General features: G+C 67.9%; 11 protein-coding genes. 8 read left to right on the top strand and 3 right to left on the bottom strand.

All coding sequences use genetic code 11. The annotated features are described in order from the left end of the window. Nucleotides 1-35: 35 nt before the first annotated feature. Nucleotides 36-1,070 (top strand): ABC transporter substrate-binding protein, encoded by a 1,035-nt coding sequence (locus QJ043_RS08140; protein WP_283713196.1) that lies wholly within the window; start codon nucleotides 36-38, stop codon nucleotides 1,068-1,070. A gap of 1 nt (nucleotide 1,071) precedes the next feature. After that, nucleotides 1,072-2,469: an ATP-binding cassette domain-containing protein gene (locus tag QJ043_RS08135; RefSeq protein WP_283713195.1), complete on the top strand. Its 1,398-nt coding sequence runs from the start codon at nucleotides 1,072-1,074 to the stop codon at nucleotides 2,467-2,469. A gap of 93 nt (nucleotides 2,470-2,562) precedes the next feature. On the opposite strand, the gene QJ043_RS08130 is transcribed toward QJ043_RS08135, so the two are convergent. Then, nucleotides 2,563-3,336, bottom strand: coding sequence for a 4Fe-4S dicluster domain-containing protein (locus tag QJ043_RS08130; protein WP_283713194.1), 774 nt, complete (start codon nucleotides 3,334-3,336; stop codon nucleotides 2,563-2,565). A gap of 644 nt (nucleotides 3,337-3,980) precedes the next feature. Between QJ043_RS08130 and pckA the strand changes: the two genes are divergently transcribed. The 4 genes from pckA (at nucleotide 3,981) to QJ043_RS08110 (ending at nucleotide 8,066) form a co-directional block, all read left to right on the top strand. Then, nucleotides 3,981-5,630 carry a phosphoenolpyruvate carboxykinase (ATP) gene (gene pckA / locus QJ043_RS08125; protein WP_283713193.1) on the top strand — a complete coding sequence of 550 codons (1,650 nt, stop codon included), beginning with the start codon at nucleotides 3,981-3,983 and terminating at the stop codon, nucleotides 5,628-5,630. A 162-nt stretch (nucleotides 5,631-5,792) separates the two neighbouring features. Next, nucleotides 5,793-6,065, top strand: a complete 273-nt coding sequence (locus tag QJ043_RS08120) for a hypothetical protein (RefSeq protein ID WP_283713192.1) — start codon at nucleotides 5,793-5,795, stop codon at nucleotides 6,063-6,065. Nucleotides 6,066-6,225: 160 nt separating this feature from the next. After that, nucleotides 6,226-7,389: a glycosyltransferase gene (locus tag QJ043_RS08115; protein ID WP_283713191.1), complete on the top strand. Its 1,164-nt coding sequence runs from the start codon at nucleotides 6,226-6,228 to the stop codon at nucleotides 7,387-7,389. Next, entirely contained in the window at nucleotides 7,386-8,066 is a 681-nt protein-coding gene (locus QJ043_RS08110; protein ID WP_283713190.1) for a lysophospholipid acyltransferase family protein, read from the top strand. The genes QJ043_RS08115 and QJ043_RS08110 overlap by 4 nt, the downstream gene beginning before the upstream one ends. Nucleotides 8,067-8,210: 144 nt before the next feature. Here QJ043_RS08110 and pta read toward each other — a convergent pair whose 3' ends face one another. Then, entirely contained in the window at nucleotides 8,211-9,188 is a 978-nt protein-coding gene (gene pta / locus QJ043_RS08105; protein WP_283713189.1) for a phosphate acetyltransferase, read from the bottom strand. A 235-nt stretch (nucleotides 9,189-9,423) separates the two neighbouring features. Between pta and glf the strand changes: the two genes are divergently transcribed. Together glf and QJ043_RS08095 are read left to right on the top strand one after the other, a co-directional pair. Further along, nucleotides 9,424-10,626, top strand: a complete 1,203-nt coding sequence (gene glf, locus QJ043_RS08100) for a UDP-galactopyranose mutase (protein WP_283713188.1) — start codon at nucleotides 9,424-9,426, stop codon at nucleotides 10,624-10,626. 51 nt (nucleotides 10,627-10,677) lie between these two features. Beyond that, nucleotides 10,678-11,712: a glycosyltransferase family 2 protein gene (locus QJ043_RS08095; RefSeq protein ID WP_283713187.1), complete on the top strand. Its 1,035-nt coding sequence runs from the start codon at nucleotides 10,678-10,680 to the stop codon at nucleotides 11,710-11,712. A gap of 103 nt (nucleotides 11,713-11,815) precedes the next feature. Here the strand turns inward: QJ043_RS08095 and QJ043_RS08090 are convergent, their stop codons facing one another. Continuing rightward, a complete protein-coding gene (locus QJ043_RS08090; RefSeq protein ID WP_283713186.1) occupies nucleotides 11,816-12,847 on the bottom strand; it encodes a glycosyltransferase family 2 protein in 1,032 nt (343 codons plus the stop codon). Between the last annotated feature and the right edge of the window lie 10 nt (nucleotides 12,848-12,857).

The following is a 12,857-nucleotide window of genomic DNA, read 5'->3' as shown; positions in this document are numbered from 1 at the left end:
ATTCCTTTGACAGTTGCAGACATGAAGGAGGGCCCATGAGCCAGATGATCGACCGCCGGAGCGCTCTCAAGCTGCTCGGCTCCCTTGGCATCGCCGTGCCGATGACCGCCGTCCTGTCCGCCTGCGGGCAGTCGGGCCAGGCACAGGACAAGCCGCAGGGCCAGGAGGGGCCCGAGCAGACCGCCGCCGAGGAGGACGTCACCGTTCGGGTCGCGTCCCTGAAGGGCCCCACCTCCATCGGCCTCGCGGACCTCATGGTCCAAGAGGGCACACCCTACGAGTTCTCGATCTTCGGCACCGCCGACGAGGTGAACCAGAAGGTGATCTCCGGTGACGTGGACATCGCCCTCGTGCCGTCCAACGTGAGCTCGGTCCTCTATGCGAAGACCGACGGCAAGGTCCGGTGCATCGACCTCAACACCCTCTCCGTCCTGTGCCTCATCGACCGCACCGGCACGGTGACCGACCTCGGCGGCCTGGCCGGGAAGACCGTCTACATGACGGGCAAGGGCACCACGCCGCAGTACACGATGGAGTACCTGCTCGGGCAGGCGGGCCTCGCGGACCAGGTGACCCTCGAGTACGGCAGCGAGCCGAGCGAGGCCCTGGCTCAGCTGCAGCAGCACGAGGATGCCTGCGCGCTCCTGCCGCAGCCTTACGCCACGGTCGCGCTGTCCAAGGTGGAGGGCGCGGTGCTCGCGTTCAACCTCGGCACCGCGTGGACGCGGTACGCGCCCGAGGGGTCGCAGCTCGTGACCGGCGTGACCATCGTGCGCAGCGAGTTCCTGGACGAGCACCCGAGCGCCGTCACTACGTTCGTCGAGGCCCACAAGGCGAGCGTGGAGGCCGTGAACGCCGACCCCGCGGCCGCCGCGAAGATCGTGGCCGAGAAGGGCATCATCGACAACGAGGCCGTCGTGGCCAAGGCGATCCCCGAGTGCGGCATCGTCTGCACCACCGGCGACGAGATGGAGGAGGCCCTCGAGGGGTACCTGTCGGTGCTCCACGGCATGGACCCGTCCTCGGTGGGCGGCTCGATGCCGGAGGACGACTTCTACTGGCTCGACTAGCGTGGCGCCCGAGCGCTCTCACACAACGAGCGGACGCGGCCGTGCGGGCATCCGTGCGGCCGCTGCCCTTCTGTGGCTCGTGGCGTGGCAGGCCGTGGCGGGGCTCGTGGGGAGCGACCTGCTCCTCCCCGGGCCCGTGGAGACGGTCGCCGCGCTCGCGCGTCTCTGTGTGACCGCCGAGTTCTGGCGCGTGGTCGCGTGCTCGACGCTGGCCATCGTGGGCGGGTTCCTTGTCGCGTTCACGCTGGGATGCGCCCTCGGCGCCCTCGCCGCCCAGCGCCCGGCGGTGGACGTGCTGCTTGAGCCCGCCGTGAGCGCCCTCAAGACGGTGCCGGTCGCGTGCGTGGTCGTGGTGCTCTTGCTCTGGGTCGGCACCGGCGGCGTGACCTGGGCCTGCGTGTTCCTCGTGGCCTTCCCTGCGTTCTATGCGTCGATGCGGGGGGCCGTCCGCAGCCTCGACCGCGGGCGCCTCGACGCTCTGCGGCTCATGGGCGTGGGGTCGGTGCGCCGGGCCCTCGCGGCCGGATGGCCAGGGGTGGCGCCCGGACTCGCGGTCACGGCCGCCTCGGCGGTGGGCATGAGCTGGAAGGCCGGCGTTGCGGCCGAGCTCATTGGCCTCGTGGACGGCACTCTCGGCGAGCGCGTGTACCAGGCCAAGCTGCTCCTGGAGACGTCGGACCTGTTCGCGTGGACGGTCGTCGTGGTGCTGCTCGCGTGGCTGGCCGAGAGAACCTTCCGGGCGCTTCTTGCCTGGAGCGGCCGTGCGACGGGTCGTTTGGCCGTGCGGTTGGCGCCGCGGGAACGAGCCGTGGCGCCAGGCTCGGTCGGTCTCGCCCGCGCGTCGGCCGGGCACGGTGGCGATGTGACGTGGCAGGGGGTCGACCTGACCTTGGCGCCGGGGGAGCGCGCCGTGCTCTCGGCGGCGTCCGGCGCCGGCAAGACGACGCTGGTGGACGCCCTCTGCGGCCGGGTCCCGCTTTTGGCCGGCTCACGCGACGTGCCGGAGCTCGTCTCGGTGGTGTGGCAGGCCCCGTCGCTTGTGGAGGGGCTCACGGCCGAGGAGAACCTCCGGCTCGTCGCGCCGCGCGCCCTGTGGCCCCAAGCGGACGCGCTCGTGCGCTCGCTGGTAGGGGAGGACGCCGCGGGCCGTCCGGCGGCCACGCTTTCTGGAGGGCAGGCGCGCCGCGTCGAGGTGGCCCGAGCGCTTGTCGCCCCCACCTCTGCCGTCCTGCTCGACGAGCCGTTCGCCGGTCTTGACGAGGAGAGTCACGCGGCCGCTGCCAGCGCGGTGCTCGGACATCTGGCCGGGCGCCCGCTGTTGGTTGCGAGCCATGATCAGGAGGACGTGAGCCTTCTCGATGCCTCGGTGGTGCGGTTGCCGGGGTCTGCCTCCGATTAGGCAGGTGCTCAGAGCCTTCCGTATCCTCTGAAATCGCGCAATTGAGTGATGAAAGCGCGCTTCCGGCACATTCGGCAGGCGCTGCGAACCTGCCTACTCGCCTCGCGCGGCGCCGTCGAGCCCCAGAGAGGCGCGAATCGCCGCGAGCGCCGTCTCGGGTTCCAGCTCCCGCGCGCCCACGGGGCAGATGCGCACGCAGGCGCCACAACCGTTGCATCGGCGCAAGTTCGTGAGATAGGGCTCCTCCGCAGGGATGCATTGCCGAGGGCAGGCGGCCGGACAGGCGCCGCAGCCGATGCACAGGTCCGGGTCGCAGGAGGTCTTGACGTCCCTTTCCGGGTGGTCGGGGAGGGCAGGGCCTAGAGGGGGCTCGAAGCCCGGCAGGTCAAAGACCGTCTCGGCGCGGTCGAGGGTCTCCAGCGCGCTGCGGGCGAACGTGCCGAGCCGTGCCTCTTGTCCGTCTGACAACGTTGCTGGCCCGGCGCAGGGCGCTGCCGTCAACTGACTGTGGGGTCCCGCCAGTGCGAAGCCAGCAAAGGGGAGGAAACCCTGGCGCCGTGCCCATGTGTCCAAATCCTGGAGGGCCGTCCCAAAAGACCGGCTCCCATAGGTGACCACCAGCACCGCAGGCGTGAACGTGCCGCGAATTCCCGAGAGATGGGCGGCCATCTCCCTGGGTAGCCCTGCGTCGTGGACAGGGGCACCCAGCACCACCAGGTCCTGGGGCGCCAGCTCGAGCGCGACCGGGTGCCGCGTCGTGTCCACGGCCTCCGGGTCATGAGTAAAGACGCTGGCCAACCGTCGTGCGGCTGCAGCGGACGTGCCCGTGGGGCTGTAGCTCAGAGCCAGCGCGCGCTCAGGGGTCAAGGGGTACCTCCGTTTCTGGGAGTGCAGGACGGTGGTGGTCGACACATCCAAGGCTGCCAGATTCTTAGGCCATCAAGTATGTGCCTCCTGGCCCTCCAGCCGCACCACGTCATGATTCGGTGGATGGTTGATCCGCGACCGTCTACTTGAGCACTGCGACCTCCAATGAATGAGTCAGGCACATCCAGCGCCTCTCGGAAGCCCTTTACAACAACGGGATTGCCCTCTCATCAACGGTTGGGTGGTTCGATGATTGGATGAATGCGTTGTTCATGAAGAGTCGAGCATCGTGATGGCTCCGTGGATCGCGCGCGTTCCCGGCTCGGGTGTCCAAGCTGACGAGACGGCGCGTGACCGTCCCATTCATAGGGGAGAGTGCCATGGGTGCGGGGCTGTCGCGGCTGGACGACGCATAGGCCGCCCCGCCGAGTCGAGAGATTTAACACCATCGTTCTGGTGCCCCACTTTCATGTTGGGTCAAGATACTACCTAGGTTCAGCGGCGCTCCGGCGCCGCTCGGGGGTCGCGCGGAGCGCCGTGTCCGACGTGCCGCGCTGCGCAGGCCGTGCCCCGACGTTTCCATCGCCCGGCCGAGCCTCTCTCAGGGGCGTTCCGGCCGTTGGCCTTCTTCTCGAGGAGGAGCCATGTTCGACGAGAGGCTTGTCTCTGTTGGTGTCCGCGTCCAGGAGGAGGACGTCCACTGGGACCTCTCCGTGACGCAGCTGATCGAGGAGGCGCTGATTCGCCACGAGGGCGAGCTGGCGTCCAACGGCTCGCTCGTGGTGAAGACCGGCGACCGCACCGGCCGAAGCCCCAACGACCGTTTCATCGTGGACACGCCGGACGTGCATGACAAGATCGCCTGGGGCTCGGTGAACCGGCCGATGGACGAGGAGCACTACCGCCGCATCAAGCGCGGCATTTGCGAGCGGCTCTCCGAGCAGGACCCGTTCGTGATCCGCGGCCTCGCCGGCGCGCGCCGGCCGCACTCCCGCAAGTTCATGGTGGTCTGCGAGGAGGCCCACCAGGCCCTCTTCGCGAAGCAGATGCTCGTTCGCCCCAATCGCTTCGAGCTCTGGCGCTACGGCGACCCCGACTTCACGGTGCTCGCGTGCCCGAGCTTCACCTGCGACCCGACGGCGCACGGCACGAACTCGGAGGCGGCGGTGGTGATCAACTTCGCCGAGCGTGTAATCCTCGTGGCGGGCACCGGCTACTCCGGCGAGATCAAGAAGTCCATCTTCTCTGCGATGAACTACCTGCTGCCCGTCGAGGACGACGTGCTCACGATGCACTGCTCGGCCAACGTGGACACCACCACTGGCTCCGGGGCCGTGTTCTTCGGCCTCTCGGGCACCGGCAAGACCACGCTCTCGGCCGACCCGCGCCGCCAGTTGATTGGGGACGACGAGCACGCCTGGTGCCGCGAGGGCGTCTTCAACCTCGAGGGCGGCTGCTACGCCAAGACGATCGGCCTCACGCGAGTCCGCGAGCCGGAGATCTTCGGCGCGATTCGCTTCGGGGCCCTCTGCGAGAACGTCGTGCTCAACCCGCAGACCCGCAAGCCGGACTACGAGGACTCCTCCATCACCGAGAACACCCGCGTGAGCTATCCGGTCGAGTTCATTCCGAACGCGCTGCTCACGGGCGTCGCGGGCATCCCTGATGTCGTGATCTTCCTCACCGCGGACGCCTTCGGCGTGCTCCCGCCGGTGGCCCGCCTCACGCCCGAGGGCGCCAAGTACCAGTTCCTCACGGGCTTCACGTCTAAGGTGGCGGGCACCGAGGAGGGCATCGTCGAGCCGCAGCCCACGTTCTCGTCGATGTTCGGCGAGCCGTTCATGCCGCTTCGCCCGGAGGTGTACGCCCGCAAGCTGGGGGAGAAGATCGGCCGCCACGGGGTGCGCTGCTACCTGATCAACACCGGCTGGACCGGAGGCCCCTACGGCACCGGCCACCGCATCGACCTCGGCGCCACGCGCGCCATCGTGGACGCGGTGCTCGAGGGGTCGATCGAGGACAGCACCTTTGTGCACAACGACCTCTTCAACTTTGACGTGCCGCTCACGTGCCCGGGCGTCGAGCCGGGGATCCTCGACCCCAAGAGCACGTGGGTCGACGGCTGTGCCTACGACCGCACCGCGCTCGAGCTGGCGCTCATGTTCCAGGAGAACTGGGAGAAGCGCTTCCCGGGCCTAACGGACATCGCCGAGGCCGGCGGGCCCAAGGTTCCCTCCACGGCAACGGAGGCTGAGCCCCAGGGCGACCTCGACAGCCTGAAGGACCAGGACTGACCCGCTGAGACAGTCCAAAGAGACAGAACTGTCTCATCCGACCCGGTGGGACAGTCCAAAGAGACAGAACTGTCTCACGTGGCCGCTGCGGCCCCGGCCTGCCATCGGCGCCGGGGCCGTTTCCGGTATCGTGGAGGCCATCGCTCGGAAGGGGGAGCTGCCATGGCGCGGGTGTTCGTCTCGGATGTGCGGACGGTGGACTTCGAGGGGCGCCCTGCCGTGCAGGCGCTCGCGACGGTGGTCTCCGGCGAGGTGCGCGTGGGCGACCGGATCGAGGGCCAGATTGCCCGTGTCGTGGGCCTGGCGCAGACCTGTCGCACCTGCTCCTTCGGCGAGTCGCTCCAGGAGGGCGACCGCGGCGCGATCACCTTCGCGTGCGCCGGCTCGCACGACGTGGAGCCGGGCACCACTATCGGCATCGTGCCAAGCGAGTGACCCCGTCGGGCGCCGTCCTCGTATCGCACGCAACATGTGTAGCCGGCCTGGGCCATTGCCTGGGTCGGCCGTTTTCGTTACCGTTGCCCGCGCCCGCCGCTGGCTACGGCTCGTCGGCTTGGGTATCCCCTGATTGACCCACCCAACCGAAGGGACCCGCGTGCGCATCGCCTTTGTCATGGACGACCTCTCCACCTGCTCCAACGGCACCTCGCTCACGGCACGCCGCTACGCCGACGCCCTGCGCGCCAAGGGCCACGAGGTCCGGCTCCTGGGCATGGCCGCGACCGGCGCCGACACGTTGGCGGTGGACGAGCGGCACATCCCGGTCGTCACGCCGGTGTCTCGCGCCTGCGGGTTCCACTTCGCAAAGCCGGACAAGCAGGCGGTGGCCCGGGCAATCGACGGCGTGGACGTGGTGCACCTGTTCCTGCCGTTCGCGCTCGAGCGCGAGGCGTTGCGCCAGGCGCGGGCGGCGTCGATCCCGGTCTCCGCGGCGTTCCACCTGCAGCCGCAGAACGTCACGTCCAACGCGCGGATGGGGGAGGCGCCCCTGCTCTGTGCCGGCGTCCACCGCCTGTTCCGCGCCCAGCTCTATGACCACGTGCGCCACGTCCACTGCCCGAGCGAGATGATCGCCCGCGACCTGCGTCGCAACGGGTACTCGAACGCCTTGCACGTGATCTCCAACGGCGTCCCGGACCGTTTCACACCCGATGTGCATTTGGGGACTGTCCCCAAATGCACATCAGACACTGCGGGGCTGGTGCACATCGCCACCGTGGGGCGGCTCGCCCCCGAGAAGAACCAGGTCACGATCATCGAGGCCGTGCGCCGCTCGCGCCACGCGGGTCGCATCCAGCTCCACATCTTTGGCACCGGCCCGGGCGAGCGGGCACTCCGCCGCGCCGGCGCGAGCCTGCCGAACCCGCCGGTCATCGGGTTCCTCTCTCAGGAAGCGCTCGTGGAGGAGTTGCGCCGGTGCGCCCTGTACGTGCACGCGTCCACAGTGGACATCGAGGCGATGTCGGTGATCGAGGCCTTTGCCTGCGGTTGCGTGCCCGTCATCGGCGAGGCGCCTCTGTCGGCGCCTGCGGCCTTCGCGCTCACCGAGCGGTCCCTGTTCCCCGCGAAGGACGCGGCCGCGCTGGCCGAGCGCCTGGACTGGTGGATCGAACACCCCGAGGAGCAGGCCGCCTGGCGCGGACGCTACCTGGCCGAGGCAGAGAGCCTGCGCGTGGGTCGCTGCGTCGAGAAGTTCCTGGCCATGGAGGAGGCCGCCATCGAGGACGACCGCGCCTGGTACGAGAGGCGCTCGTCATGACGTCGCAGCAGCGGCGCGACCGCCTCTTCGAGGAGCCCACGCCGCGCCAGCAGCGCCACCAGAGCCTCCTGTACCGCTTCGTCCGCCCGATCCTGCGCGCCCATTGCTCCCTGTGGTTCGGCATGCGCGTGGTCCGACAGCCCGGTGCTCCGGACACGTTTGGCGGCAGCGTCGTGGTCGCCAACCATTGCTGCCTCCTGGACTCCTGCATGGTGGCCTGTGCCATCGCGCCGACAGAGGCGCGGTTCCTCGCCTTGGCCGAGAACGGCGAGGCGCGCGTCTACGGCCCGGTGGTCCGGGCCCTTGGCACGATCTTCACCGGCGAGACGATCGGGGAGGCGCGCTTCATGGTGCACCGCTGCAAGCAGGTGCTCAAGGAGGGCAACGCGCTCGTGGTCTTCCCGGAGGGCAACCTGGTTCCGTACGCCACAGAGCTGCAGCCGTTCCGGGACGGCGCGTTCCGCATCGCGCTCGGCAACGGCGCGCCTGTGGTGCCGGTCGCGCTCGTGCAGCACCGGCGCGCCTGCCTCAACCGCCTTCTGCGTCGGCGGCCGGGTTTCGACGTCCACGTCGGGGCGCCGCTGGAATCGCCCGAGCCTGGCTCGGCAAAACAAAGGGCCCGCTCTGCGCAGGAGCGGGCCCGGACGGCCATGGAGGACATGCTCGATGGCTGCTAGGGACATTTCCGACCTGTCGGCCACGTCCCAAAAGATCAGGCTGAGCGCCGTCTGCCAGGAACAGCCTGGTGCCCGTCAGGCCCAAAGAAAGAGCGGGCCGACCCTGCATCAGGTCGGCCCGCTCGACATTCGAGTCCCAGCCGCCTAGCCCTCCAGCTGCGCCTGCACCGCCGTGATCGCGATGACGGCCTCGATGTCGGTCGCGGAGCACCCGCGGGACAGGTCGTTGACCGGCTTCGCGATGCCCTGGAGCAAGGGGCCGTAGGCCTCCGCCTTGCCGAGGCGCTGGACCAGCTTGTAGCCGATGTTGCCGGCGTCGAGGTTCGGGAAGATCAGCACGTCGGCGTGGCCGCCCACCTTGGAGCCGGGGGCCTTGAGGGCGCAGACGGTCTCGTCGAGCGCGGCGTCCACCTGCAGCTCGCCGTCGCAGTGCAGCTCGGGCGCCTTCTCCTGCAGGAGGCGGAACGCCTCGGCCACCTTCGTGACCGCGTCGTTCTTCGCGGACCCCTTGGTGGAGTAGGAGAGCATCGCGATCGTGGGCTCGGAGCCCATGAGGGCGCGCCAGGACTCGGCCGAGCTGATCGCGATCTCGGAGAGCTGGTCGGCGTCGGGGTACTCGTTGAGGCCGATGTCACTGAAGATGAACGTGCCGTGGTCGCCGTACTCGCAGTCGGGCACGCACATGACCATGAAGCCGGAGACGAGCTTGGTGCCCGGCTTGGTCTTCAAGATCTGGAGCGCCGGGCGAAGGGTGTTCGCGGTCGAGTGGCAGGCGCCCGAGACGAGGCCGTCCGCGTCGCCCATCTTGACCATCATCGTGCCGAAATAGGTGTTGTCGTCCATCAGCGCGTCGGCCTGCTCGAGCGTCATGCCCTTCTTGGCGCGGAGCTCCTGGAGCTTCTCGGCGTAGGGGCGGTGCCGCGGGTCCACCTTGGGGTCGATCACGGTGGCCCCCGGGACGTCGATGGTCGCGGGGTCGCCCAGGATCACGAGGTTCGCCGTGCCCTCGGCGACGACGGCCTTGGCCGCCTCGATGGTGCGCGGGTCCTCGCCCTCGGGGAGCACGATGGTCTTGACGTCGGCCTTCGCCATCTCCTTCATCCGGCTCAGGAAGTCTGCCATGGCTGCGCGCGTCCTTTCTCTCTCGACCGCCCGCACGGGCGGCCCTCTCGTCTTGCAGATCTGTCACAACCTGCGCTCTTTCTGTGGTTCGCTCGTGCGCGTATGATGTTCCGACACCGCGCGCGCCGCCCACGAACGTCATCAGTATAGGGGCGCGTGCTACGATTTCGCAGAAATCGACGCGTCAGACCGGCGCCCCGCACCTGCGGAGACGCCATCCCGACCAGGAGGATTCATGAGCATCGCAACCGGTCTACCGGAGGACTTCAAAGCCGACGATTACGACATGCTCGTGGTCGGCGCCGGCTACGCGGGGTCCGTGGTGGCGCGCCGCTTCGCCGAGAGCTGCGGCGCCAAGGTCTGCGTGCTCGAGATGCGCGACCATATCGCGGGCAACGCCTACGACTGCTACGACGAGGCCGGCGTCCTGATCCACCAGTACGGCCCGCACATCTACCACACGTTCAACAGCCGCGTGAACTCCTTCCTCTCGCGCTTCACCGAGTTCACGGACTACGAGCACCGCGTGCTTGCGGACGTCCACGGCACGCTGATGCCGGTTCCGTTCAACCACGCGAGCCTCAAGCTCGCGTTCGGGGAGGAGCGCGGCGAGGAGCTCTACCAGAAGCTCGTTGCCACCTTCGGCGAGAACAAGAAGGTGCCGATCATGCAGCTCCGCGAGAAGAACGACCCGGACCTGCAGGAGGTGGCCGACTACGTCTACGAGAACATCTTCCTGTACTACACGATGAAGCAGTGGGGCCAGACCCCGGACGAGATCGACCCGTCCATCACCGGTCGCGTGCCCGTCTTCGTCGGCGACGACGACCGCTACTTCCCGCAGGCGCCGTACCAGGGCATGCCGGCCGAGGGCTACACGAGCATGTTCGAGCGCATGCTCGACCACGACCTCATCGACGTCTTCGTGGAGGTGGACGCGCGACAGATCCTCTCGGTCGAGGGCAACCACGTGGTGGTGCAGGGCAAGCCCTACGGCGGCGAGGTGGTGTACACCGGTCCGCTCGACGAGCTCTTCCAGTGCGACGCGGGCGCGCTGCCGTACCGCAGCCTCGACATGCGCTTCGAGACCCTTGCCATGGACCGCTTCCAGCCGGTGGGCACCGTGAACTACACCACGAGCGAGGACTTCACCCGCATCACGGAGTTCAAGAACATGACCGGCCAGGAGCTCGAGGGCGTGACGACCATCATGCGCGAGTACCCGCTGGCCTACGACCGCGAGGCGGGCATGGACGCCTACTATCCGATCATCGAGCCCGAGAACCAGGAGCTGTACCAGCAGTACCGCGACCGGGTGGGCATGATCGCGAACTTCCATCCGGCGGGCCGTCTGGCCGAGTACCGCTACTACGACATGGACGCGGTCACCGCCTCGGCGCTCGACCTGTCCGACGAGATCATCGCCGCCCACGCTTAAGGGCGTCCCGTCGCACCCGCCCCTACGAAGACCACGGAGGACAACGCACCCATGGAGAAGACCCTGACCGTCGGGATTCCCTGCTACAACTCGGCGGCCTATATGGACCATGCCGTCTCCTCCATCATCGAGGGATCCGGCGAGGCCGAGGACATCCAGGTGATCATCGTCGACGACGGCTCGACCAAGGACAACACCTGGGAGAAGGCCCAAGAGTGGGAGGCCCGCTACCCGAACCTCGTCAAGGCCATCCATCAGGAGAACGGCGGCCACGGCATCGCGGTGCTGACGGCGCTCAATGCTGCCGACGGCGTGTACTTCAAGGTCTGCGACTCCGATGACTGGTACGACGCCGACGCGCTCCAGAGCCTGCTCAAGACGCTGCGCTCGTTCATCAAGTACGACGTGCGCGTCGACCTCGTGGTCACCAACTACGTGTACGAGCACGTCGAGGACCAGAAGGAGAGCGTCGTCGACTACAAGTTCGCGCTGCGCCGCAACAAGGTGCTCACGTGGAGCGAGGTCGGCCGCTTCGGCCCGTCGCAGTACCTGCTGATGCACTCGCTCTGCTACCGCGTCGATGTGCTCCGCGACGGCGGCGTGCCGATGCCGCCCCACACGTTCTACGTGGACAACATCTACGCCTACGTGCCAATGCCGCGCGTGAAGACGCTCTACTACTTGGACGTGGACCTGTACCGCTACTTCATCGGCCGCGAGGACCAGTCCGTCAACGAGTCGGTGATGGCCGGGCGCATCGACCAGCAGCTGCGCATCACGCGCATCATGATCGACGCCTACCACCTCTACGACGACGTGCAGGAGCCAAAGCTCCGCAACTACATGTTCAACTACCTCACGATGATTATGGTGATCTGCTCCATCTTCTCGAAGCTCTCCGAGGAACCGAGCGCCCGCGCGGACTGCCATGCGCTGTGGGAGTACTTCCGCGTCTACGACCCGGAAATGTACCGGCACGTGCGCCACTCGTTCCTGGGCACGATGACGAACCTCCCGACGAAGGCGGGGGAGAAGACCTCCCTCGGCCTCTACCGGGTCACGTCCAAGGTGTTCAAGTTCAACTGACCGAGACGTGCGGTCGAATGGGAACGCCCCGCAGGCGCCACGTGGCCTGTGGGGCGTTCTTCATGCTCGGGTGCTGCGCGAGGCGGCTTGCGTCCCGGCCTCCTCAGGCGAACTTGAAAATGTTCTGCACAATTCCGTACACCTGGACGGCGGTCCATCGGCCCGCCCGTGTGTGCCTGTTGGCCAGCCCGGCCTTGGTCCACGAGATCTTGCGGGTGAGCCACGGGCTGATCTGCCTCATCCGGGCCCAGATCTGGCGGTTCTTCTCGATGGCGCCGGGGGACCCGTCCATGAACAGGTAGATGGTGCAGATGCTCATCATGCAGCTCAGGTACCGCAGCATCACCTGTGCCTGACGGGGCTCCTTCTTGTGGAGCTCCTCGTAGTCCACGAGCTCGATGGCCCGCTCGGTCACGTAGAGCTGCTGGTCGATGTTCTTGACCACCATCTCGACGTCCACGGACTGTCCCACGCGGCCGATCAGGTAGTAATAGACGTCGAGGTCCAGGTAGAGGACCGTGCGCACGTAGGGCACGGACTGCAGCACCAGGAGGCTGTCCGTGTACGAGATGCCCTCGGGGAGCTGCACGAGGGCGACGTCGCGCAGCAGTTCGGTCCGGAACCACGACGCGTGAACCATGATGATCTGGTCGGTGTTGGGGCGTCCGAGGTCCTTCCAGGCCGCCACGCGACCCTCCGGGAAGTACCCGCGGTAGCTGATCGTGTGCTGGGACTGGTCGCTCACTCGGTCGTACACGTAGTTGGTGACCACGAGGTCGGGCAGCTCGCCGCGGTCGCGCTGCTCGGTCAGGCGCGCGAGCACCTGGCCCACCGCCTCCGGGTCCACGTGGTCGTCGGCGTCGACGATCTTGAAGTAGGTCCCCCGTGCCAGGCTGATCGCATGGTTCACAACGCCGCCCCAGTTGGCGTTCGACTGGGCGATGACGCGCACGCGCCCGTCCTGCTCCGCCAGGCGTCGGGCGAGGGCGAGCGTGTCGTCTTGGGACCCGTCGTCGACGATGAGCACCTCGAAGTCGCCCGGGGCGGCGAGGATGCTGCTCACCGAGCGCTCGAGGTAGTCGGCGGCGTTGTAGGAGGGAACAACGAAGGTGACGATGGGCTGCGGTGTCTCCACGGCGAGGGGA

Origin of the sequence: Kribbibacterium absianum (assembly GCF_030067705.1) — a bacterium.
GTDB lineage: Bacteria > Actinomycetota > Coriobacteriia > Coriobacteriales > Atopobiaceae > Kribbibacterium > Kribbibacterium absianum.
This window is presented reverse-complemented; position numbering and strand designations above follow the sequence as displayed.